18 protein-coding genes and 1 tRNA gene are annotated in these 22,298 nt (G+C 60.5%); 9 read left to right on the forward strand and 10 right to left on the reverse strand.

The genetic code is table 11. The annotated features are described in order from the left end of the window. Positions 1 to 47: 47 nt before the first annotated feature. On the reverse strand, positions 48 to 3,332 hold the full coding sequence (locus tag ALFI_RS14500; protein WP_014776356.1) for a TonB-dependent receptor: 3,285 nt from the start codon (positions 3,330 to 3,332) through the stop codon (positions 48 to 50). Positions 3,333 to 3,741: 409 nt separating this feature from the next. Between ALFI_RS14500 and ALFI_RS14505 the strand changes: the two genes are divergently transcribed. The 3 genes from ALFI_RS14505 (at position 3,742) to mscL (ending at position 7,415) form a co-directional block, all read left to right on the forward strand. Then, positions 3,742 to 4,836 (forward strand): AI-2E family transporter, encoded by a 1,095-nt coding sequence (locus tag ALFI_RS14505; protein WP_208854096.1) that lies wholly within the window; start codon positions 3,742 to 3,744, stop codon positions 4,834 to 4,836. 123 nt (positions 4,837 to 4,959) lie between these two features. Beyond that, the gene (locus ALFI_RS14510) at positions 4,960 to 6,813 is read left to right on the forward strand and encodes a biotin/lipoyl-containing protein (protein ID WP_014776359.1); all 1,854 of its coding nucleotides are present in this window, start codon (positions 4,960 to 4,962) and stop codon (positions 6,811 to 6,813) included. 119 nt (positions 6,814 to 6,932) lie between these two features. Next, positions 6,933 to 7,415 carry a large conductance mechanosensitive channel protein MscL gene (gene mscL, locus ALFI_RS14515; RefSeq protein ID WP_014776360.1) on the forward strand — a complete coding sequence of 161 codons (483 nt, stop codon included), beginning with the start codon at positions 6,933 to 6,935 and terminating at the stop codon, positions 7,413 to 7,415. A gap of 30 nt (positions 7,416 to 7,445) precedes the next feature. On the opposite strand, the gene ALFI_RS14520 is transcribed toward mscL, so the two are convergent. Then, entirely contained in the window at positions 7,446 to 8,126 is a 681-nt protein-coding gene (locus ALFI_RS14520) for a potassium channel family protein (RefSeq protein WP_014776361.1), read from the reverse strand. A 133-nt stretch (positions 8,127 to 8,259) separates the two neighbouring features. Here ALFI_RS14520 and ALFI_RS14525 point away from each other — a divergent pair. Beyond that, positions 8,260 to 8,333, forward strand: a tRNA-Met gene (locus tag ALFI_RS14525). 65 nt (positions 8,334 to 8,398) lie between these two features. Here ALFI_RS14525 and hisIE read toward each other — a convergent pair. The 8 genes from hisIE to hisG are packed head-to-tail and all read right to left on the reverse strand — an operon-like array spanning position 8,399 to position 15,730. Then, a complete protein-coding gene (gene hisIE / locus ALFI_RS14530) occupies positions 8,399 to 9,019 on the reverse strand; it encodes a bifunctional phosphoribosyl-AMP cyclohydrolase/phosphoribosyl-ATP diphosphatase HisIE (RefSeq protein WP_014776362.1) in 621 nt (206 codons plus the stop codon). A 5-nt stretch (positions 9,020 to 9,024) separates the two neighbouring features. Continuing rightward, positions 9,025 to 9,777, reverse strand: coding sequence for an imidazole glycerol phosphate synthase subunit HisF (hisF, locus tag ALFI_RS14535; protein WP_014776363.1), 753 nt, complete (start codon positions 9,775 to 9,777; stop codon positions 9,025 to 9,027). Beyond that, positions 9,759 to 10,490: a 1-(5-phosphoribosyl)-5-[(5-phosphoribosylamino)methylideneamino]imidazole-4-carboxamide isomerase gene (gene hisA, locus ALFI_RS14540; RefSeq protein ID WP_014776364.1), complete on the reverse strand. Its 732-nt coding sequence runs from the start codon at positions 10,488 to 10,490 to the stop codon at positions 9,759 to 9,761. Before hisA ends, hisF begins: the two co-directional genes overlap by 19 nt. A gap of 4 nt (positions 10,491 to 10,494) precedes the next feature. Next, positions 10,495 to 11,082, reverse strand: a complete 588-nt coding sequence (gene hisH, locus ALFI_RS14545) for an imidazole glycerol phosphate synthase subunit HisH (protein WP_014776365.1) — start codon at positions 11,080 to 11,082, stop codon at positions 10,495 to 10,497. Next, on the reverse strand, positions 11,079 to 12,533 hold the full coding sequence (gene hisB, locus ALFI_RS14550) for a histidinol-phosphatase (protein ID WP_014776366.1): 1,455 nt from the start codon (positions 12,531 to 12,533) through the stop codon (positions 11,079 to 11,081). The genes hisH and hisB overlap by 4 nt, the downstream gene beginning before the upstream one ends. Continuing rightward, positions 12,530 to 13,564 (reverse strand): histidinol-phosphate transaminase, encoded by a 1,035-nt coding sequence (hisC, locus tag ALFI_RS14555; protein WP_014776367.1) that lies wholly within the window; start codon positions 13,562 to 13,564, stop codon positions 12,530 to 12,532. Before hisC ends, hisB begins: the two co-directional genes overlap by 4 nt. Next, a complete protein-coding gene (hisD, locus tag ALFI_RS14560; RefSeq protein WP_014776368.1) occupies positions 13,561 to 14,856 on the reverse strand; it encodes a histidinol dehydrogenase in 1,296 nt (431 codons plus the stop codon). Before hisD ends, hisC begins: the two co-directional genes overlap by 4 nt. A 22-nt stretch (positions 14,857 to 14,878) precedes the next feature. Beyond that, a complete protein-coding gene (gene hisG, locus ALFI_RS14565; protein WP_009598221.1) occupies positions 14,879 to 15,730 on the reverse strand; it encodes an ATP phosphoribosyltransferase in 852 nt (283 codons plus the stop codon). 490 nt (positions 15,731 to 16,220) lie between these two features. On the opposite strand from hisG, the gene ALFI_RS14570 reads away from it, so the two are divergent. From ALFI_RS14570 to ALFI_RS14590, 5 genes are all read left to right on the forward strand, one after another. Beyond that, positions 16,221 to 16,442, forward strand: a complete 222-nt coding sequence (locus ALFI_RS14570; protein WP_009598285.1) for a (4Fe-4S)-binding protein — start codon at positions 16,221 to 16,223, stop codon at positions 16,440 to 16,442. A gap of 80 nt (positions 16,443 to 16,522) precedes the next feature. Beyond that, positions 16,523 to 17,221, forward strand: a complete 699-nt coding sequence (locus ALFI_RS14575) for a GNAT family N-acetyltransferase (RefSeq protein ID WP_009598204.1) — start codon at positions 16,523 to 16,525, stop codon at positions 17,219 to 17,221. 168 nt (positions 17,222 to 17,389) lie between these two features. Beyond that, positions 17,390 to 18,841, forward strand: coding sequence for a sodium:solute symporter (locus tag ALFI_RS14580; RefSeq protein ID WP_009598277.1), 1,452 nt, complete (start codon positions 17,390 to 17,392; stop codon positions 18,839 to 18,841). Next, positions 18,831 to 21,815, forward strand: coding sequence for a golvesin C-terminal-like domain-containing protein (locus tag ALFI_RS14585; RefSeq protein ID WP_014776369.1), 2,985 nt, complete (start codon positions 18,831 to 18,833; stop codon positions 21,813 to 21,815). The genes ALFI_RS14580 and ALFI_RS14585 overlap by 11 nt, the downstream gene beginning before the upstream one ends. Before the next feature lie 30 nt (positions 21,816 to 21,845). Beyond that, on the forward strand, positions 21,846 to 22,295 hold the full coding sequence (locus ALFI_RS14590; protein WP_014776370.1) for a GatB/YqeY domain-containing protein: 450 nt from the start codon (positions 21,846 to 21,848) through the stop codon (positions 22,293 to 22,295). The last annotated feature ends 3 nt before the right edge of the window (positions 22,296 to 22,298 follow it).

The raw sequence follows: 22,298 nt of genomic DNA on the forward strand, positions 1-22,298 counted from the left end.
AGGCCGGTGAAAACCGGCCTCTCTTTGCATTGCAGTCTTTCGGAGACTTAGTTGAACGTGTAGCGGATGCTGAACATGGCTGACCAAGTCGCAACCGTGCTCGCATACTTCGACCAAACGGGCTTGGTGAAGTTGTAGGCGTTGGTCTTGGTGTTGTATTTCAGAATCTGCGACGATTCGAGACGGTCGATGCCGCACCAGTTGCGGTTGATCAGGTTGGCGAGGTTGTTGATATCGACGCCCAGCGTGATCGTGTTGCGCTTGCCGTTGATATTGATGTAGAAATCCTGCGCGAATTTGAAATTCACCATGTGCTGCCACGGCATCACGGCGCCGCCGCGCTTCGAGTATTCGCCGATGTGCTTCGACAGGTAGGAATCCTTGTTGATGAATGCCCAGAAGTCGTTTTTCTGGTCGGCGGCCGAGTAGATGACCTTGCCGTTGTCCACCAGATCGGCGAACGTCATCTTGTCGAGCTGTTCGCGGGTCGGGATGTAGAGAAGCAGGGCTGCACCGCCGTCGCCGGTGACGTTACCCATCGTATAGGAGTAGCGCGAGTAGGAGTAACCGCCGATATAGCCGTGCTGGAACGCTTCGTAGTAGAGTCCGAAGTTCGATGCGCCGTTCTTCTGCGCCAGACGGTAGCCTACGTTGAAGAGAATGCGGTGGGGCGATACGTACGATGCGTATCCCAGTTCGGGCGTGTTCGAACCGTTGCGGTTGAACGTATTGGTGTTATATGCCGAAGTCACTTGGTCGCCGATGCCGTCGATCACGTTCTTGGCGCTCGAATAGGTGTAGGCAGCCATCAGCGAGAGACCGAAGCCCCAGCGTTTCGACACCTGAGCGGAAACCGATGCGTAATATCCGTCGATATCGGCGTTGTTGATCAGGTAAGGATTGATGGAGTATTTCTCTTCGGGATTCTTGTTTCTGATATTCTGGCTCTTCCATGCCTTGCGCAGAGCAGGTTCGCCCGGAAGCTGAATGCCTGCGGGGTTCTCTTCGATACCGAGTTTGGTTACGGTTACCGAGTTGAAATCCTTGTTGTAGATTCCCTCGATATTCAGGTCAACGTCACCCGGCAGTTTCAGATCCAGCGCCAGCGAGGTCTTCCACGTGGAGGGCATCTTGAGCTTCTTGTCCAGAATGGTAGGCTGCGTGTTGGCCGCCAGATCCTGCTGTTTGTAGGTGCCGCCGTAAATGTTCTTCAGCATGTCGTTGACGTTGGTGTGGAAGCTGGGCATGCGCGAATCGCCCTTGTAGAGCGAGAGTCCGTTCTGGATGCAGTTGCTGTTGCCGGCCACCGACACCAGCCATACGAACGGCAGACGGCCGTTGAAGACGCCCGTACCGCCGCGGAGAATGTATTTGCGTTCGCCGGTCATATCCCAGTTGAAACCTACGCGGGGAGCTACGGCCAGACGTGCTTTGGGCATGTCCGAGGTCTTATAGCCGCCGTAGTTGGCGAAAGCCTGCGTGAAGTCCTTGTTCTCGTTGTTGTCGATGGAGGGGTAGGAGGGCACCTCGAAACGGATGCCGACCGTGGCCTTGAAGCGTTCGCTGAAATTGATCTCGTCCTGCAGGTAGATCGAATACTGCATGTAGGTGAACTGGGGATACTCCTGAGCCAGTGCGTCGTTGTTGCCGTGGGCGATACGGAACGCCAGCGGTTCGCGGTCGTTCTTGAAATCGTCCCATGTCTCATAGACGTAGTAGCCGGCGCCGCCCTGCAGGTAGCCGTTCTTGGCCACGTTGTGCTCGAACTGCAGACCGGCGACGAAACGGTTCTTGCCGACCGTATAGCCGATTTCGTCCGTCACGACGTGCGTGCTGACCTCGCGCAGGTTGCCGTACGTGAAGGGGTCGAGACCGAACGAGGCGTATACGGCGCGGTTGCCTTGGTATTCTTCCAGAATGTCTACGGTCGGGAAGAGCTTGCCGTCGTAGCTGCGCGGCTCGTACTGATGCGAGTAGGTGTAACGCAGCGTGTTGGTCAGACGGCCTTCGAGGAAGCGCGAATTCAGCTCGGCGGCTACCGACGTGAAGTTCTGCTCCTGATAGTAGCGCGAATTCTGGAAATACATGGCGTAATTCGAAGTACGGCCGTAGTTGTTGCGGTCATAGGCCAGTTTGCTGTCCAGCGGGCTGATCGAACTGGACGGCGACGACGAATACTTGTTCTGCGTACGGCTGAAGCGTACGTTGAGCGAGTTGTTGCGGTTGATGTTCCAGTCTACGCGGGCCATGAGTTTGTAGCCGGGCGTTTTTACCGAATAGCCTTGGTAGGGACCGGGGTTGTAGCCGTATTTGTCGATCAGGAAATTGCTGATTTCGTCGAGTTTTTCGACCGTCGGACGGTTGTACTGCGAGCCGCCGCCGAAGCTCTGGCCCTCGCTGGTGCGTGCCAGACGCGACGTTCCCGGCGTGGTGTTCCACTCGCGCTCGAAGTTGGCGAACACGAAGAGCTTGTCCTTGACGATCGGGGCGCCGATGCTGAAGCCGAGGGTGGTGTTGCGCATTTCGCTCAGCGACAGTTTGCCGCCGTCGTACTTGTCGCCCTGAAGCTGGTCGCTCTTGGCGAAAACATATGCCGAAGCCTTGAATTCGTTGGTTCCCGACTTGGTTACGGCGTTGATCGCACCGCCCGTAAAGCCGCTCTGGCGAACGTCGTAGGGGGTGACCGATACCGACATCTGCTCCAGTGCGTCGAGCGAGATGGGCGAGCCGCCTGCGGGCAGGTTGCCGCCGATGCCGAAGGCGTTGTTGAACGCGGCGCCGTCGACCGTTACGTACGACTGACGGTAGTTACCGCCGCCGATCGCCAGACCCGACGTGGTGGTCGAAGCCTGCGGCGTGAGTTTCATGATGTCGTTCATGCTGCGGCTTACCGAAGGCATCAGCTCGATCTGCTCGCTGGAGATGCTCGTAACGGCGCCTGCGCGGTTTACGTTCATCGAGCTGTTGCGGCCGTCGGCCGTAACGACTACGGCTTCGAGCGTCTGGCTGTCCTTCAGGAAAGCGTTGCGCGTGAGGGTTTCGCCCAGCTGCAGTTCGAGTCCGGGGAACTCGACGCCCTGATAACCCACGAACGAGAAGGTCACGGTGTAGGGACCGCCCGTACGCAGGCCCTGCAGGTTGTAGCGGCCGTCCTTGTTGGTCACGGCGCCGTACTGCGTACCCGAAGGGGTGTGCACGGCGATAACGGTGGCGCCGGCGAGGGGCTGGCCCTGTTCGTCGGTAACCGTACCGTTCATGCCCGAAGTCGTCACCTGCGCGGAAGCCGCGGCGACGGTGAAAATCGAGAGCATCAGAATGAAAAGTTTCTTCATACCAAATAATTTAGTTAATAAAAAAGGGTTTTGTTATGGTTTTCGTTGCATTTGCGATTCGCTTCCCTGCCGCAGACTCCTGCAAGGCCGTTTTCCGGAGTGTCCGTAAAAGCAGAGAGGGATACACCTCGTCCGGAGTATCCCTCGTTACTTATATTATATAGTCACGATGATCTAGTTGCGTTCGTTTTCGCACGTTATAAAAGCCACCCCCCCCCGCATATATACGGAAAAGATGCGAACAGACCGATATGTTGACTAAGTCAGCCATAAGTTTCATAGCACAAATATAAATCAAATATTCCGACGCCGCAATAGAACATGCGAAATTTTTATCAAACAAATTTTCAGTGCGTTGCCGGGGCCGTCGGGAGGGCTTCCGGCACGTTCCTTGCGCCCGCTGCGGCGTATGCGGAACTTCAGGGAAAGATACTGGCGCTATTCGCTTTTCGTGCTGATCCTCGGACTGGGGATCACGATCTGCATCGAGCTGACTCCGTTTCTGGGCGGTCTGCTCGGCGCGGCGACGATCTACGTGCTGCTCCGGCGGCAGATGCAGGTCCTGACGGCCTGCCGCCGCTGGCGGCGCAGTCTTGCCGCCTCGCTGCTGCTGGCCGAGGCGGTGCTCTGTTTTCTGGTCCCCATCAGCCTGATCGTCTGGATGGTAGTCAATCAGGTGCAGGACATCACGCTCCGGCCCGATTTGATCATTACGCCGCTCAAGCACATCGCGGCGCTCATTCACGAGAAAACCGGCTACAACCTCTGGCAGGAGGAGAACATCTCCTCGATGATCGGCATGATTCCCAAGCTGGGGCAGTGGGTCGTGTCGAGCATTTTCGATTTCGGGATCAATATCGTCGTGCTGCTGTTCGTGCTTTACTTCATGCTCATCGGCGGCCGCCGCATGGAGGATTACTGCCGCGAGATACTTCCCTTCGACAGCTCGGTGAGCGGCAGCGTCATGCGCGAAGTGCATATGATCGTCCGCTCGAACGCCATCGGAATCCCCCTGCTGGCCGTGGTGCAGGGTATCGTGGCCTACATCGGCTACCTGATCTTCGGCGCTCCCAGTCCGCTGTTCTGGGGCGTGCTGACCTGCTTCGCGACGATCATCCCGATCTTCGGCACGGCGCTGGTCTGGCTGCCGCTGGCCGGATACATGGCCCTTGCGGGCGAGTGGGGGCCGGCCGTGGGGCTGACGCTGTACGGCGGACTGGTGGTGACGCACGTGGACAACGTCGTGCGTTTCGTGATGCAGAAGAAGCTGGCCGACACGCACCCGCTCGTGACGATCTTCGGCGTATTCATCGGACTCTCGCTCTTCGGGTTCATGGGCGTCATCTTCGGTCCGCTGCTGCTTGAGATGTTCGTCTTCTGCGTCAATATCTTCAAGAAGCGCTACCTCGACGGCACGCCTGATAAACAGCTCTTTGTGCCCGGCGGCGCTGTCAGGGCGCATGGCCCGGAAGCCCCTGCGGGGCGGGGTGTTTACGAAAAGTAATCTTTTCGGTCGTTTTTTGTGAAAATTCCGTGCAAAATAGTTGGAATTTGAAATTGTTTATTATCTTTGTTATTGGAATAACAGTAAAGACGGGAAACAAGAACCCTTAATTCAAATATCACAATGGCGAGAAATCTCAAAATCAGAGACCTTACGTTGCGCGACGGACAGCAGTCCTCGTTCGCGACGCGCATGTCGCAGGCGCAAGTAGACCGCTGCCTGCCGTACTACAAAGATGCAAATTTCTATGCGATGGAGGTCTGGGGCGGTGCCGTGCCCGACTCGGTGATGCGCTATCTCAATGAGAATCCGTGGACGCGTCTGGAGACCATTTACAAGGCCGTCGGCAATGTGTCGAAACTCACGGCCCTGTCGCGCGGCCGCAACCTGTTCGGCTACGCTCCCTATCCCGACGACGTGATCGACGGCTTCTGCCGCAACTCGATCGAGAGCGGGCTGGGCATCATGCGTATTTTCGACGCCCTGAACGACGTGGACAACGTCAAATCGACGGTCAAGTACGTCAAGCAGTACGGCGGCATCGCCGACTGCGCGGTTTGCTATACGGTCGATCCGAAATATCCCGAACCCGGTTTCTTCGCCAAGCTCATGGGCAAAAAAGGCCATGAGCAGGTCTTCACCGACGCCTATTTCCTCGACAAGGCCAAGCAGATGGCCGCGTTGGGCGCCGACATGATTACGATCAAGGACATGTCGGGTCTGATTCCGCCGCGCCGCGTCGCTACGCTGGTCAAGCTGTTCAAGAAGAACATCGACATTCCGGTCGATTTCCATACCCACTGTACGCCCGGCTACGGCCTTGCATCGGTACTTGCGGCGATCATCGCCGGCGTCGATGTCGTCGATACCAACTGCTGGTATTTCGCCGAAGGTACGGGCGCCCCGGCCATCGAGCTGGTGCACGTCTTCTGCAAGAAGCTCGGCGTCGATACCGGTGTGAACATGGAGGCCGTCGCCAAGATCAACACCCAGCTGCGCGAGATCCGCAAGGAACTCAACCAGTCGGTATTCGGCACGGAGAAACCCGAACCCAAGCCCTTCAATCCGCTCACCGACACGCTGCCCGCCGAGATCGACGCGCTGTTCGACAAGGCGATCAAGGCCGCTCAGGCCGACGATGAGGCCGCGACGATCGACGCCTGCCGCAAGATCGAGGCTTACTTCGGCTTCCCGGCACCCAACGAACTGGTGCAGAAGGCCGAGATTCCCGGCGGCATGTATTCGAACATGGTCGCCCAGCTCAAGCAGCTCAAGGCCGAGGACATCCTGCCGCGCGCCATGGAGCTGATTCCCTCGGTGCGTCTGGCCGCGGGTCTGCCGCCGCTGGTGACCCCGACTTCGCAGATCGTGGGCGCGCAGGCCGTGAACTGCGCCCTCGACGAGAAGGCCGGACGTCCGATGTACACCAACAAAAGCTCGCAGTTCGTGGGGCTGGTGAAGGGTGAGTACGGACATACGCCCGTGAAGATCGACCCCGAATTCCGCTTCAAGATCTGCGGCGTCCGCGAGGAGACTCCTTACGATACGTCGAAATACCAGATGCAGCCCAATCCGGAGCTTCCCGAAGCCGGCGGCGTGAAACTCGCCGCAAACGAGAAGGAGGTCCTGCTGCTCGAACTCTTCCCGCTGGTCGCCAAGAACTTCCTGACGGACATGAAGGTCAAGGCCTACGCCGCTTCGAAGCCCGCGGAACCCAAGGCCGAGGAGAAGAAGGCCGAGGAGAGTGTTGCGGCCGCCATTACGGGCAATACCGTTACGGCGCCGCTGCCCGGCCGCATCATCGAATTCAAGGTGAAGGTCGGCGATACGGTAAAAGCGGGTCAGGAAATCGTTGTTCTCGAAGCCATGAAGATGGAGAACTCCGTGACGACCGATTACGCCGGCACCGTCAAGCAGATTCTGGCGCATCCCGGCGACAACGTGGCCACCGACGCCGTGCTGGTCGAGATCGTATAGTTCCCTCCGGCCTGTTTATCCGAAGAAAAGCTGCCCGCGCCCTGCGGGCGGCTTTTTTTGATTGCGGATTCGGTAAATATCGCTATATTTGTTCCATCGATTAATTTAACCTCAGATTTATGGCATTTTTCAAAGAATTCAAGGAGTTTGCCCTCAAGGGAAACGTGATGGACATGGCCGTCGGCGTAATCATCGGCGGCGCTTTCGGCAAAATCGTGTCGTCGCTGGTGAATGACATCCTGATGCCGCCGATCGGGGCGCTGATCGGCAATACCGACTTCTCGCAGCTGCGGCTCGATATTTCGAAGTTCCGCGACATGACTTCGAGCGCCGTGCATGCCGTCGGCGATGCCGTGACGGGTGGAGGCGAGACGGTGGCGCAGGCCGCCGTCGAACCCGTCTACTGGAATTACGGCGCTTTCATCCAGCAGTGCATCGACTTTACGATTCTGGCGTTCTGCGTCTTCATGATGGTGAAATTGATGAACCGCCTGATGAAGAAGAAGGAGGAGGCCCCTGCGCCCGCCGCCGGGCCGGTGCTGTCCAAAGAGGAGCAGCTGCTCACCGAAATCCGCGACCTGCTGAAGGCGCAGAAGAAATAGGGGATGTCTCCCCGAAAAGAGGAGTCCGGCCTATTGGTCGGACTCTTTTTTGTGCGAGTACTCCTGCAGTACGTAGGTCGTGAAGATCGGGAAGAACATCATGCCCAGCGAGGGGAGCATCACGCAGAATATCTTGCCGATGGTCGTCACGGGGAATATCTCGGCCCCGACGGTCGTGACGTTCATCCACGCCCACCACAGCGCGTTGCCGAAACCGTGGAGCTTGCTGTTCACGAGTATTTCGTAATCGTAGAAGACCAGCGCCGAAATATAGGTGAAGACGACCACGGTGAAGATGTAGGCGAAGAAGAGTTTTCGGACCTTGTTGTCCACGAGCCACTGCACCACGATGTAAAATGCGAGGAACGCCCGCATCAGCGGCATGATGCCGATCAGCGTGGCCCAGTAGCGGGGGAGTTCGGCGCCGCTCCAGTCGATGATGTTCAGATAGGGTATCGAAATCAGCAGTACGAGGAAATTGCGGGCGAAGAAGCGGCCTTTGCGCTCCGAGGCTGCCCACCGTACGAAGAAATCGCATAGGAAAAGGATGCAGACCACGAGCTGGATGATCAGGTAGTTGCGTGAAAAGTGCATGTGGTCGCCGGCGATTATTTCCCACGAAATGGCGGCGAGCAGAACCACTCCAGCGATTACTTTGAGGATGCTCAGGCAGTTACGGATCTCCGTGCGTGTAGATTCTGACAGGGACATATTTTCGGTTTACGTGCACTCGGCTCAAAATCAGTGCCAAAGCGTCGGAATGCGAATTTTCCGTCGATTTTTTGCCCGAAGATTTTGCACGATCGAAAATTTCTATTACCTTTGCACTCGCTTTGATAGCAATGGCGGGTTAGCTCAGCTGGTTAGAGCGCATGATTCATAATCATGAGGTCCCGAGTTCAAGTCTCGGACCCGCTACGGAAAAAAGCGACCGCGACATTTGTCGCGGTCGCTTTTTGTTTTTGCGCTGTTTGTTTCCCTCCTCAGCTGTGCCGCCGGGCCAGCTCTTTTTCGAGGTCGGCGACCGAACAGCCGGTCGCTTCGAGCAGCACCAGCAGGTGGTATACGAGGTCCGACGCTTCGTAAATCATCGCCTCGCGGTTACCCGCCACGGCTTCGATCACGGTTTCGACGGCCTCTTCGCCTACTTTCTGTGCGATTTTGTTCACGCCGCGGTCGAACAGCCTGCTGGTGTACGATCCTTCGGGCATCTCGGCGTGCCGGCCCCGAATCACGCTCTGGAGGTAACGGATGAAGCCTTCGGTTTCGGGCGCGGCCCCCGCGAAGCAGCTCTTGGCGCCTGTGTGGCAGGTCGGGCCGTGGGGGATGACGCGGATCAGAAGCGTGTCGTCGTCGCAGTCGGCCGTGACCGAAACGATGTCGAGATAGTTGCCGCTGGTCTCGCCTTTGGTCCAGAGACAGCCCCGCGTGCGGCTGTAGAAGGTGACGCGGCCTTCTGTCAGGCTTTTTTCGTAGGCTTCGCGGTTCATGTAGCCGAGCATCAGCACCTGCAGGGTGCGGTCGTCCTGTATGACGGCGGGAATCAGCCCGTCGGTCTGTTTTGCGGAGTCGAGTTCCGCAAAGGGTTTTGCTTTGATTTTCATGGCGTTTATAATCTTACGTTGATGTTTTGCCGGTGCAGTTCCCGTTTGAGCGCGGGAATCGGAATTTCGTTGTAGTGGAAGATGCTGGCCGCCAGCGCCGCGTCGGCCCTGCCGAGCGTCAGCACGTCGGCGATATGCCGCACCGAGCCTGCCCCGCCCGAAGCGATGACCGGAATGGGTAGTTCGGCCAGCCGTGCGAACGTTTCGCAGGGGTAACCGTCGCGGGTGCCGTCGTGGTCCATCGACGTGAAGAGAATCTCGCCCGCGCCGCGCCGCCATACTTCGTGCGCCCACGCGAACAGTTCGCGCTCGGTGAGCCGCTTGCCGCCGTGGGTCGTGACGCGCCACACGCCGTCGATCTTTTTGGCGTCGATGGCCGCGACGACGAACTGTGAACCGTATTTCGACGCGATGGCGTCGATCAGCGCCGGATCGCGCACGGCGGCGCTGTTTACCGTGACCTTGTCGGCTCCCGCGTCGAGCAGCCGGCCTGCGTCCGCGACCGACGCGATGCCGCCGCCCACGGTGAACGGAATGTCGATGCGCGCCGCGATGCGCGACACCAGCCCGGTGAAGGTGCTGCGCCCCTCCTCCGTGGCGCTGATGTCGAGATACACCAGCTCGTCGGCCCCTTCGGCCGCGTATTTCGCACCGAGTTCCACCGGGTCGCCGACGTTTTTCAGCTCTGCGAAGTTGATCCCTTTGACCGTCTGCCCCTCGCGGATGTCGAGACAGGGAATTATGCGTTTTGCAAGCATCGCTTCAGTTCTTCGAGTGTGATACGTCCTTCGTAGAGGGCTTTGCCGACGATGACGCTACGCAGGCCCGCGCCGTCGAGCGCCTCGATGTCGGCCATCGAGCCGATGCCGCCGCTTACGGTGATCTCCACGCCGGGAAAATTGCCCTGAAGTGCGGCGTAAAACTCCGCCGATGCGCCGCAGAGCATGCCGTCGCGGGCGATGTCGGTGCAGATTACCTGCGAGAGTCCCTGCGGCGCGAACTGCGCGATCAGCTCCTGAGCCGAGAGTTCGGACGCTTCCGTCCAGCCCTGAACGGCTGCTTTGCCGTCGCGTATGTCGGCTCCGAGAATCAGCTTTCCCGGCCCGAATTCCGCGAGCCATCCGGCGAAAAGCTCCGGCCGGCGTACGGCGACGCTTCCGCAGATGGCGCGGCGTGCGCCCGCGTCGAATACGCTGCGGAGCGCCTCGGTGCTTTTGATGCCGCCGCCGTACTGCACTTCGAGCGCGGTTTTCGACGCTATGCGTTCCAGCACGGCGAGGTTGCGGGGCTGTGCGGCCTTGGCGCCGTCGAGATCGACCATGTGCAGGCGGCGTATGCCCGTCTCTTCGAAGCGGAGCGCCGCTTCGAGCGGGTCGCTGTAATAGGTCGTCCGGCGGCCGTAGTCGCCCTGCGTCAGCCGCACGCAGGCGCCGCCGATAATGTCCGTTGCGGGTATGATTTCTATTTTCATCGTGTTACGGTTTTAAAAAGTTGCGCAGGATCCTTTCGCCCGCCGAACCGCTCTTTTCGGGGTGGAACTGCGTGCCGAAAAAGTTGCCGCGGCCCAGCGCGGCGCTGAACTCCCCGCCGTAATCGGTGCGGGCGATCGTCGCTTCGCAGACCTCCGCCGCATACGAGTGGACGTAATAGACGTAGGTCTCTTCGTCGATTCCTTCCAACAGCGTTCCGCGCAGGCCGCCGACGGTGTTCCAGCCTACATGGGGAATCTTCAGCCCGTTTTCCGCGGGTTTCAGCCGCCTGACGTGCGCCGGGAAAATCCCCAGACAGCGGGCGTCTCCCTCCTCGCTGTCGAGACACAACAGCTGCATGCCGATGCAGATGCCCAGTACGGGCTGCGTCAGGGTGGGGATGACCAGATCGAGTCCCCGCTCGCGGAGTTTGGCCATCGCCGACGAAGCTTCGCCCACGCCGGGCAGCAGCACCCTGTCGGCGCCGCGCAGGAGCGCGGGATAGGCCGTGATCGTGAATTCGGCCCCGATGCGCCGCATGGCGTCGGCGACCGACCGCAGGTTGCCCGTGTCGTAATCTACTATCGCCGTCATAATACTCCTTTGCTGCTGGGTATGTCGTATCCGAATCCGCTGCGGGCCACGGCCATGCGCAGGGCGCGGGCGAAGGCCTTGAAGATCGCTTCGGCCTTGTGGTGGTCGTTGTCGCCTTTGGCCGCAATCTGCAGGTTGCAGCGCGCGGCGCAGCAGAGCGAGTGGAAGAAGTGGCGGAACATCTCCGTCGGGACGTCTCCGACCCGCTCGCGGCGGAATTCGGCGTCCCACTCGAAGTCGATGCGTCCCCCGAAGTCGAGCAGCACCAGCGCGCGGCAGTCGTCCATCGGCAGGGCGAATCCGTAGCGGCCTATTCCGGCCTTGGAGCCCAAAGCCCGATCGATGGCTTTGCCCAGCACGATCGCCACGTCCTCCATCGTGTGGTGTTCGTCGATGTCCAGATCGCCGCGGGCCTCCACTTCGAGCGCCACGCCGCCGTGGTGGGCGATCTGCGCCAGCATGTGGTCCAGAAAACGCAGTCCGGTCGAAATCCCGTCGCCGCAGTTTCTATTGTCGCCGTTCCCGTTGTCGTCGTTCCTTTCGTCACTGCTGCTGTCGTTGATCCTGCTGTTGTCATTTCCGTCGTCGCGGTTTCTGTTGTCGCCGTTCCTTCCGTCACTGTTGTTGTCGCTGTCGCCGTTTCCGTCGCCGCTGTTCCTGCCGGCGTCGTTCCATTCCCCTGCCGGATTTTTCGCCCCGGCCCGGTTGCCTTCCGGTCCGTTGTCTGCGTCCGGATCAACCGGGTTTTTCGTATCCGCGCCGTTCTCCGGAGCGCCGCCGGTTCCGGCGGCCGGACGGTCTGGCGAAACGCCGCCGAACCCTTTGCCGTCGAGGTCGAGCCGGACGGTGATCCGCGTTTCGCGGGTCTCGCGCGTTACGACCACCCGCCGTTCGCCGCGGCGGATGTACTCGGCGATCTCGGACCACGAATCGCTGATCAGCACGCAGGGCTCTTCCGCTCCGGCTTCGCGCAGCATCCGGCGGCCCGCCGTCTCCTGTGCGAACAGAATTCCCCGCGCTCCGAGATTGCGGGCCAACAGGATGTCGGTCGCGCGGTCGCCGACGACGTAACTCGCCGCGAGGTCGTACCCTCCGCCGGTGTAGCGGCCGAACATTCCCGTGCGGGGCTTGCGCGTCGGGGCGCCGTCGCTTTCGAACGTGCGGTCGATCAGCATGTCGTCGAACAGCACGCCTTCGCCCGCCAGCGTGCGGAGCATCTTCTCCTGCGGAATCCTGAAATCCTCCTCAGGAAAGGAGTCGGTTCCCAGTCCGTCCTGATTGGTGGCCATCACCAGCTCGAAATCGAGTCCCCGGAGGACTTTGAGCGCCGAAATGGCTCCGGGCACGAATTCCAGCTTGGCGAGGCTGTCCACCTGCATATCCACGGGCGGCTCGACGATCAGCGTGCCGTCGCGGTCTATGAACAGTGCTTTTTTGAGTGCTTTTTTCATGGTCTGAAGTTTTTGACGGTTTCCAGCATGCGCCCGTTTTCGGCGGGAGTCCCCACGGTGATACGCAGGCAGCCCTCGCATCCCGCGATCCGCGTACGGTTGCGGACGATCACCCCTGCGGCGATCAGTTCGCCGTAAAGCCGGTCGGGATCGGCGGTCTTCACCAGCAGGAAGTTGGCCTGCGACGGGTAGACCCGCTCGATGCAGCCGCATCCGGCGAGCGCCGCCGCCAGCCGTCCGCGTTCTTCGCGGATTTGCGCGATCTGCGCCGCAATGTTCCGGCGCAGACACTCGGCCGCGGTCTGCTGGGTGAGCGTATTGATATTGTAGGGATACTTGACCTGCCCGAACAGCGCGGCGATCCGCTCCGACGCGAAAGCCAGTCCGAGCCGCAGTCCCGCCATGCCCCAAGCTTTGGAGAGGGTTTGCAGTACGATCAGGTTGGGAAATTCGTCGAGCCGCGGCAGGAATCCCCGCCCTTCGGCGAAGTCGATGTAGGCTTCGTCGAGCACCACCACGCCGTCGAAGCGGCGCAGCAGCTCTTCGATCTCCCGGTCGGGGAATGCGTTTCCCGTGGGGTTGTTGGGCGAGCAGAGCCACAGCAGTTTGGTGCGCCCGTCGGCCGCCGCCAGCAACGCCTCGACCGGAAGCGAGAAATCGGCTCCCAGCGGTACTTCGCGCAGTTCGACGCCGTTGGTCTGCGCCGCCACGCGGTACATGCCGTAGGTCGGCGCGATCGAAACGGCGTTGTCGCGGCCCGGCTCGCAGAAGATCCTGAACGCGAGGTCTATGGCTTCGTCGCTGCCGTTGCCGAGGAATATTTGTCCGCTCCGCACGCCCTTCAGCGCGGCCAGCTGCGCCTTCAGCTCCCGCTGGTGCGGGTCGGGGTAGCGGTTCACGCCGTTGTCGTAGGGGCTTTCGTTGGCGTCGAGCCAGACGCCGATCCCGCCGCCCGCATATTCGTCGCGGGCCGTGGAGTAGGGTTGCAGCGCCAGAATGTTGGGCCGCACGAGCTGCGCCAGCGGTTTCATCGCGCACCTCCTTCCGTCCGGATGCGCACGGCGTTGGCGTGTGCGTCCAGCCCTTCGGCTTCGGCCATGGCCGTAATCGTCGGCGCGAGGGCTTCGAGTCCGCCGCGCGTCAGTTCCTGATAGGTTATCTTGCGCATGAAGCTCTCCGTGTTCACGCCGCTGTAGGCCCGCGCCCAGCCGCCCGTGGGCAGCGTGTGATTGGTTCCCGAAGCGTAATCGCCCGCGCTTTCGGGCGAGTAGCCGCCGATAAATACGCTCCCCGCGGCCGTGATCCGCGCCGCGGCGTCCCATGCGTCCCGCATGGCGACAATCAGGTGTTCGGGGGCGTAGGCGTCGGCGAACGCGATCTGCTCGTCCGGGTCGCTGAAAACCACGATCCGGCTGTTGGCCAGCGAATTGCCAATTGCGTCGCGGCGGCTGAGCCGCGCGGCCTGCTCCCCGACGGACGCTATTGCCCGCTGTGCGAACTCCTCGCTGCGGCAGACCAGCACGGCCTGACTGTCATCACCGTGTTCGGCCTGCGACAGCAGGTCGGCGGCGGCGAATTCGGGCCGGGCGTCTTCGTCGGCCAGCACCAGCACCTCCGAAGGCCCCGCGGGCAGGTCCACGGCGACGTCGGCTGCGCCGGCCAGCTGTTTGGCTTTGGTGACGTAGCGGTTGCCGGGACCGAAAATCTTGTCGACGCGCGGAATGCTCTCCGTTCCGTAAGCCATGGCCGCCACTGCCTGCGCCCCGCCGAGGGCGAAGACGCGGTCCACGCCGCAGAGGTCGGCCGCATAGAGAATTTCGGGTGCGATCCGCCCGTCGCGGCCGCACGGCGTGCAGAGTATCACCTCGCGGCATCCGGCGATCCGGGCCGGCAGGGCGAGCATCAGCACCGTCGAGAAGAGCGGGGCTTTGCCGCCGGGGATATACAGCCCCGCGCGGCCGATCGCCACGGCGCGCTGTACGCACCTGACGCCCGGCATCGTTTCGACCTCGACCTGCGCCGGGAGCTGCGCCCGGTGGAAGGCTTCGATGTTGGCCTTCGCCTGCTCCAGCGCGGCTTTTAACTGCGGCGATACGGCCTTCGCGGCTTCCGCACGCCGTTCGCGCGTCACTTCGAACGTTTCGGGGAGGTATCCTTCGATGCGGCGGACGATCCGGCGCAGGGCCGCGTCGCCGCCCGTGCGCACCTCGGCGAGGATCGCGGCTACGCGCTCCCCGATCTCCTCCTCCTGCCGCGTACAGCGGGCCGTCAGCGCCGGCCATTCGCTGCGCGGGGGATTTACATAGATTTTCGGCATTTCCATTTTTTCGGGTCGTTTTTAGGGGTCAGCGGATCATGTTTTCGAGCGTCAGCACCAGAATTCCTTCCGCGCCGAGGGCCTTGAGCCGTTCGATGCGCTCCCACAACTGCGATTCGCAGATCACGGCGTGTATCGAGCACCATCCCTCCTGCGCCAGCGGCAGGACGGTAGGACTGCGCATGCCCGGCAGGATCGTGATCGCTTCGTCGAGCTTCTCCTGCGGGAGGTTCATCAGCACGTACTTCATGCCGCGGCTTTCGAGTATCGAGTTGAAGCGGAACGTGAGTTGGGCCGTTTCACGGCGTTTATCCTCATCGAGTTCCGGATTTGCAATCAGCACCGCTTCGGAATAAAATACCTTCTCCACTTCGACCAATCCGTTCGAGATCAGCGTGCCGCCCGACGATACGATGTCGAATATCGCGTCGGACATTCCCACGGCGGGGGCGATTTCGACCGACCCTTCGATGGTGTGTATTTCGGCGTCGATGCCCTTCTCGGCGAAGAACCGCGCGAGGATGTTGGGGTAGGAGGTCGCCACGCGCTTGCCGCGGAAGTAGTCCAGTCCGTTGTAATCCGCCGTCCGGTCCACGGCCAGCGAGATGCGGCAGCTGCCGAATCCGAGGTCCATGGTCCGTTCGACCGGGAAGTTCTTCTCCGCGACCTCGTTCAGCCCCACGATCCCCAGATCGGCGACGCCCATGGCCACGGCCTGCGGAATGTCGTCGTCGCGCAGGTAGAGCACCTCCATCGGGAATCCGTCGGCGCGGGAGATGAGTTTGCGCTTGCTTTCGGCGACGCCGATGCCTGCTTCCGAGAGCAGGTCGATGCTCTGCTCGTTGAGTCGGCCTTTGGCCTGAATTGCTATTCTCAGCATGTTTGTTTGTTGTTTTTCAGACACCCGCCTGCGGAACGGACATGAAAAAAGCCCATCCGCAGGGGATGAGCTTCGTTATGATATATAATCCTTATTTACATATGCACATCGATCTTACCCCTTCGGAAAGTGGTTGTGATGATGATGGATATGGTTGAATATTGTCATTTGCAATGTCGTTGGGACAAATGTATGTATTTTTGGATGAAAAATCAAAATTTCTGCCGAAAAGTTTTCGATAATCTTCCGCCGGTGCCGCCGAAAACCCTCTTTGCTTTCGGTGTTCAGTCGTTTGTTGTTTTGATTGTCAGTTGTTTGAGTCGTTTGTAGATTCGCTGCGTCTTTTCGGTTCGCGGGCCGGTGATTTGTCGTCGGACGGCCGCGAATGGCCACCGCCGAGCCGCGAAAGACGGGGTTGCCGGTTTCAATATACGGATTATGCTTATCTTTGGAGGTCTGCCTAAGCAGTCTTTAGTAAAATATTGTTGTTATGGAAACCGAAAAGAAACGTATCGAATATACCAACGGCGAGATCGTCGTGGTCTGGCAGCCGCACCTCTGCATCCATTCGGGCGTCTGCGTCCGCATGCTTCCCGAAGTTTACAACCCGCAGGAGCGGCCGTGGGTGAAACTGGAAAACGCCACGACCGACCGGATCGTCGCGCAGGTCGAAAAATGCCCTTCGGGAGCGTTGTCCTATCGTAAGGCGTGACGCCCGCTCATCCCGTTGAAAAGCCGCCCATGGATGCTGAATTCGTCGATCTGACGGCCTAAAACCTTGCCGACGAGCATTTGTGCTGCATTATCCGCACGAAAAAGGCCCATCCGGGCGTAGAGGCGAAGCGGCGGTGGCTTTCCGACCGGCTCCGCGAGGGGCACGTCTTCCGGAAGCTGAATGCGAAGGGCGTGGTCTTTATCGAATACGCGCCTCTCGAAACGGCATGGGTGCCCGTGATTGGCGACAACTATTATTATATCTATTGTTTGTGGGTTGCGGGTCCTTACAAAGGCAAGGGCTATGCAAAGGCGTTGATGGAACATTGTCTGGCCGATGCGCGGACGCATGGAAAATCGGGCGTCTGCATGCTCGGTGCGGAAAAGCAGAAAGCGTGGCTTTCGGACCAGTCTTTTGCCCGGAAGTTCGGCTTCGAGGTCGTCGATACGACCGACAACGGCTACGAGCTGCTGGCGCTTTCGTTCGACGGAACCACTCCGCAATTCGCGCACAATGCGAAAAAACAGCGTATCGAAAGTCAGGCGCTGACCGTCTATTACGATATGCAGTGCCCCTTTATCCCCGGCAATCTGGAAATGATAAGACAACACTGCGAAGCGCACGGTGTCCCGGCGGATTTCATCGAGGTGGATACGCTCCGCAAGGCCAAGGAGCTGCCCTGCGTATTCAATAACTGGGGCGTCTTCTACAAGGGAAGATTCGAAACGGTGAATCTGCTGGACGCCGCGGCCTTGGAACGGATCCTGAAAAAGTGATTCCCGCCGGGACTGTCTCCCTATATCGGCCCTCCCCTCGAAAAAATCTCCGAACCCTTCGTCGTTCCGGATGCTCCATCCCGCCCGTCCCCGCATTATTCTGCTTTTTTTGCCCGCTTTTTCGGGACTCTTTTCGTATATTTGTAATTCGAATCTGAACTTACGCTTATGACATCCGCCGCCGTTATCGCTACCGTTCTGGGCTACATAGCCGTCCTCTTCGCCGTAGCATGGGTCTCCGGCCGCCGCGCCGACAACGCCGGGTTTTTCTCCGGCAACCGCCGCACGCCGTGGTACATGGCCGCCTTCGCCATGATCGGCGCCGCCATGTCGGGCGTGACGTTCATCTCCGTTCCCGGCTCGGTCGCCGTAGACGGCTTTTCCTACATGCAGATGGTCGCGGGCTTCACGGTCGGACAGCTGATCGTCGCTTTCGTGCTGATTCCCACGTTCTACCGCCTGAAGGTGGTGTCGCTCTACGAATACCTCGACGACCGCTTCGGCGTGCGGTCGCACCGTACCGGGGCGTGGTTTTTCTTCGTCTCGAAGATGCTGGGGGCGGCCCTTCGCATCTATGTGGTCTGCGCCGTGATGCAGTTGCTGGTCTTCAGCCATTACGGACTTCCGTTCTGGCTCAATGCGGCGGTCACGATGCTCTTCGTATGGCTCTACACCCAGCAGGGCGGCGTCAAGTCGCTGATCTGGACCGATACGCTCAAGACGGTGTGTCTGGTGGGAAGTCTCGTGCTGTCGATCGTCTTCATCATGCAGGCGCTGGGCATGTCCCTGCCCGAAATGACCCGCGAGGTCGCCGCGTCGCCCTATTCGAAGATGTTTTTCTTCGACGACCCGGCTTCGGACCGCTATTTCTGGAAGATGTTTGCGGCGGGCATCGTGCTGCTGATCGCCATGACGGGACTCGATCAGGACATGATGCAGCGCAACCTGAGCTGCGCCACGCCGCGCGACTCGCAGAAAAATATCGTCCTCACGGCCGTCAGCCAGATTTTCGTGATCTTCCTGTTCCTCGTGCTGGGCGTGCTGCTTTACATCTACATGGACCGCAGCGGGCTGGCGATGCCCGAAAAGGGCGATCAGGTCTTTTCGCAGGTCGCAGTCAACGGCGGATTGCCGGTATTCGTTGGCATACTGTTCGTTATAGGACTTATTTCAAGCACCTATTCAGCCGCAGGATCGGCCCTTACGGCCCTCACGACTTCGTTTACGGTCGATATCCTTGACGGCACGAAACGTTACGGCGAACGACGTCTGACCCGCCTGCGCCGCATCGTCCATGTGGCGATGGCCCTCGGCATGGCGCTGGTGATCCTCGCCTTCGAATACCTTGCCGACGACAGCGTCATCAATCTGGTCTACAAGGTCGCCAGCTACACCTACGGCCCGATTTTGGGTATGTTCGCTTTCGGTATCTTCACGCGTCTCAGGGTGCGCGACGGCTGGATGCCCCTCGTGGCGCTCGCCGCTCCGCTGCTGAGCGCCCTGCTGCAATACTGGGCGTATGAGGCGTGGGGTTACCGGATCGGTTTCGAACTGTTGATTTACAATGCCGCATTTACGATGGCCGGCATGCTTTTACTGGTCAAACGACATGAAAAATAGACTGTTGTATATTCTCCTGCTGCTCGGTCTGTGCGGGCAGGAGGTCTCGGCCGCCGGAATCGACGGCCCTGCGCGCCGCGAAATCGGACGCACGCTGACGCGCATCGTCGCCCGCGAAGTGTCGGGCGGCTATGTCCGCATCGAGGGGGTGGACGCCTCGCGCAAGCGGGTGCGAATCTACACCTCGGTCGGCCTTTCGTACTATCCGTTCCGCGAAGAGAACCTGCGCGCCATGCGCGACTCGGTGCGTCTGCTCATGCCGCCGGAGTTCCGCAAGGCGGACATCGAACTTTATTCCGACAAGCGGGAGGTCGGCGAGCTGATTCCGATGGCCTGCCGAACCGGGGCGGAATACCGGAAACTTTTGCGCAAGAAGAAGATCGTGCCCTTTACCAACCGCTCCGAGCGGCCGCTGGTGACCCGTTCTTCGGCGCCCGTGGTGCCGTCGCAGGGACTCGCCGGGCGGCATATCGCCTTGTGGCAGAGTCACGGCCGCTATTTCGACCAGCCCCAGAACCGCTGGAAATGGCAGCGTTCGCAGTTGTGGCAGACCTGCGAGGACCTCTATACCCAGAGCTACGTGCTGCCGTATCTGGTTCCGATGCTCGAAAATGCCGGGGCCTGCGTGATGCTGCCCCGCGAACGCGACGTGCAGAAGTACGAGATACTGGCGGACAACGATGCCGCCGGGCAGTACCGCGAGGAGGAGGGGCCTGAGAAATGGCAGCCGGGCGGCATGGGCTTCGCGCATGTGCAGCAGGTCTACACGACGGGACAGAATCCCTTCCGGGACGGCACGACGCGCCGCGTGAGATCGGTGACCGGCGGGGCGGAGAGCCGCGCCGTGTGGACGGCCGACATTCCCGAACGGGGCGAATACGCCGTTTACGTGAGCTACGATTCGACTCCGCAAAACGCTGACGACGCGCAGTATACGGTGCATCACCTCGGAGGGGACAGCAGCTTCGCCGTAAATCAGACCATGGGCGGCGGAACGTGGATCTACCTCGGCCGCTTTCTGCTCGACGCCGGTTCGCAGGAGGTCGTGACGCTTACCAACCGCTCGCGTCAGGCGGGCCGCATCGTCTCGGCCGACGCCGTGAAGATCGGCGGCGGTTACGGCAACATAGCCCGCACGGTGTGCGATTCGCTGCGCCGGCCCGGCATGGTGTGCCATTTGGAGACGAGCGGTTATCCCCGTTTCTGCGAGGGCGCCCGCTACTGGCTCCAGTGGGCCGGATTCGACGAAAAGGTCTACTCCCCGAAGGAGAACCGGGACGATTACAAGGACGACTACATGTCGCGCGCCCATTGGGTCAATGCCCTGACGGGCGGTTCGGAGCGGATGCCCGACAGCGCCGGGCTGCGCATTCCGGTCGATATGGCGCTGGCGTTCCACTCCGATGTGGGCGTGCGGCTCAATGACGACATCATCGGCACGCTGGGCATCTTCTATACGCGCGAGAACAAGGGCAAGTTCGAAGGGGGCGCCGACCGCTACCGTTCGCGCGACCTCACGGATATCGTCATGACCCAGATCGTCGAAGATATCCGCAGCACGTACGAACCGGCATGGAGCCGCCGCGGGCTTTGGAACCGCGCCTATTACGAAGCGCGCGTGCCGGGGGTGCCGACCATGCTGCTCGAACTGCTGTCACACCAGAATTTCGCCGACATGCGCTACGGCAGCGATCCGCGTTTCAAGTTCCTCGTGAGCCGTGCCGTCTATAAGGGTATCCTGCGCTATATCAGCTCGCAATACGGATTACCTTACGTAGTGCAGCCGCTGCCCGTGGAGTCGCTCGCCGTGCAGTTCGCCGAAGGTGGCAAGGCGGCGGTCACTTGGTCGCCCGTGATGGATTCGCTCGAAACGACCGCGGCTCCGACGGGGTATGTGGTCTATACGCGCATCGACGACGGCGGCTTCGACAACGGCCGTTACGTCGATAAACCCTGCCTGCTGACCGCGCAGGAGCCGGGGCGCATCTACAGCTACAAGGTGACGGCCGTGAATGAGGGCGGCGAGAGTTTTCCGTGCGAGACCGTCGCCGCATGCCGCATGCCCGACGAGAAGGGGACGGTGCTGATCGTCAACGGCTTCGACCGCGTCAGCGCGCCGCTGAGCGTGCGCGCCGATTCGCTGGCGGGGTTCTATACCGACATCGACGGCGGCGTGCCCGACCGGCAGGATATTTCTTTCATCGGCGCGCAGCACGTATTCGACATGCAGATGGCCAAATGCGAGGTAGACAGCATCGCTTTGGGTGCCTGCGCCTGCGATTACGAAACGGAGGTGATCGGCGGCAACACGTTCGACTATCCCGCCCTGCACGGACGTTCGGTCGCAGGGGCCGGATATTCGTTCTGCTCGGCGTCGGTGCGCGCCGTCGAGCGCGGCGAGGTGTCGCCCGACGGTTATTCCGCCGTCGATCTCATTCTGGGCGAACAGCGTTCGACGACCATCGGACGCGGGGTGACGGGCTATGCCTTCAAAACCTTCTCCCCGGAGTTGCAGGCCGTTCTGCGCCGGTATATGGCCGGCGGCGGTGCGCTCTTCGTGTCGGGAAGCTATGTGGCGACCGACCTCTGGACGGGCGGCGAGGCCTCGGACGACGACCGCAGGTTCGCCGAGGAGGTGCTGCACTACACCTACGACGGCGGCCGGGCGGCGCAGCGCGGACGGGTGCGGGTTGTGACTTCGCATCCCGGATTTTCGCGCGACGAGTACCGTTATGTCAATGAATACCGTCCGGACCGCTACCGGGTCGAGTCGCCCGACGCCCTGCGGCCCGCCGGGGCGGGGGCCTTCTCGGTGATGCGTTACGTCGAAAACGGCCGCACGGCGGGCGTGGCCAGCGAAGCGGGCGGAACGTTCGTCATGGGATTTCCGTTCGAGTCCATCGAGAGCGACGTGCAGCGCGACCGGCTGATGCGCGACGTGCTGGACTTCCTGCTGAAGCAAAAGGATAGATGATTTGTGTATTTATTTAAAAATAGTAATTTTATGTCACTCGAACAACAGATTTCGAAAGGGATCATGGAGGCCATGAAGGCCAAGGATACCGTGCGTCTGGGCGCACTGCGCAATGCCAAGAAATACATCATCGAAGCCAAGACGGCGGGACCGGAAATCACCGAACTGCCCGACGCCGACGTGCTGAAGATCATCTCCAAGCTGGCCAAGCAGGGGACCGACTCCGCGGCGATCTTCACCGAGCAGAACCGCCCGGACTTGGCCGCCGAAGAGCTGGCGCAGGTGGCCGTATTTCAGGAATTCCTGCCCAAGCAGCTCACTGCCGAGGAGCTTGCCGCCGAGGTCAAGGCCGTGATCGCCGAGGTCGGCGCGACGTCGATGAAGGAGATGGGCAAGGTGATGGGCGTCGCTTCGAAGAGGCTCGCAGGCCGTGCCGACGGCAAGGATATTTCGGCCAAGGTCAAGGAGTTGTTGGCGTAGGGC

Origin of the sequence: Alistipes finegoldii DSM 17242, from assembly GCF_000265365.1 — a bacterium.
GTDB classification, from domain to species: Bacteria; Bacteroidota; Bacteroidia; order Bacteroidales; family Rikenellaceae; genus Alistipes; species Alistipes finegoldii.

Excerpts from the sequence above, each read along its gene's own strand:
- ALFI_RS14500 (WP_014776356.1), bottom strand. The coding sequence starts at position 3,332 with ATGAAGAAACTTTTCATTCTGATGCTCTCGATTTTCACCGTCGCCGCG.
- ALFI_RS14505 (WP_208854096.1), top strand. The coding sequence starts at position 3,742 with ATGCGGAACTTCAGGGAAAGATACTGGCGCTATTCGCTTTTCGTGCTG.
- ALFI_RS14510 (WP_014776359.1), top strand. The coding sequence starts at position 4,960 with ATGGCGAGAAATCTCAAAATCAGAGACCTTACGTTGCGCGACGGACAG.
- mscL (WP_014776360.1), top strand. The coding sequence starts at position 6,933 with ATGGCATTTTTCAAAGAATTCAAGGAGTTTGCCCTCAAGGGAAACGTG.
- ALFI_RS14520 (WP_014776361.1), bottom strand. The coding sequence starts at position 8,126 with ATGTCCCTGTCAGAATCTACACGCACGGAGATCCGTAACTGCCTGAGC.
- hisIE (WP_014776362.1), bottom strand. The coding sequence starts at position 9,019 with ATGAAAATCAAAGCAAAACCCTTTGCGGAACTCGACTCCGCAAAACAG.
- hisF (WP_014776363.1), bottom strand. The coding sequence starts at position 9,777 with ATGCTTGCAAAACGCATAATTCCCTGTCTCGACATCCGCGAGGGGCAG.
- hisA (WP_014776364.1), bottom strand. The coding sequence starts at position 10,490 with ATGAAAATAGAAATCATACCCGCAACGGACATTATCGGCGGCGCCTGC.
- hisH (WP_014776365.1), bottom strand. The coding sequence starts at position 11,082 with ATGACGGCGATAGTAGATTACGACACGGGCAACCTGCGGTCGGTCGCC.
- hisB (WP_014776366.1), bottom strand. The coding sequence starts at position 12,533 with ATGAAAAAAGCACTCAAAAAAGCACTGTTCATAGACCGCGACGGCACG.
- hisC (WP_014776367.1), bottom strand. The coding sequence starts at position 13,564 with ATGAAACCGCTGGCGCAGCTCGTGCGGCCCAACATTCTGGCGCTGCAA.
- hisD (WP_014776368.1), bottom strand. The coding sequence starts at position 14,856 with ATGGAAATGCCGAAAATCTATGTAAATCCCCCGCGCAGCGAATGGCCG.
- hisG (WP_009598221.1), bottom strand. The coding sequence starts at position 15,730 with ATGCTGAGAATAGCAATTCAGGCCAAAGGCCGACTCAACGAGCAGAGC.
- ALFI_RS14570 (WP_009598285.1), top strand. The coding sequence starts at position 16,221 with ATGGAAACCGAAAAGAAACGTATCGAATATACCAACGGCGAGATCGTC.
- ALFI_RS14580 (WP_009598277.1), top strand. The coding sequence starts at position 17,390 with ATGACATCCGCCGCCGTTATCGCTACCGTTCTGGGCTACATAGCCGTC.
- ALFI_RS14585 (WP_014776369.1), top strand. The coding sequence starts at position 18,831 with ATGAAAAATAGACTGTTGTATATTCTCCTGCTGCTCGGTCTGTGCGGG.
- ALFI_RS14590 (WP_014776370.1), top strand. The coding sequence starts at position 21,846 with ATGTCACTCGAACAACAGATTTCGAAAGGGATCATGGAGGCCATGAAG.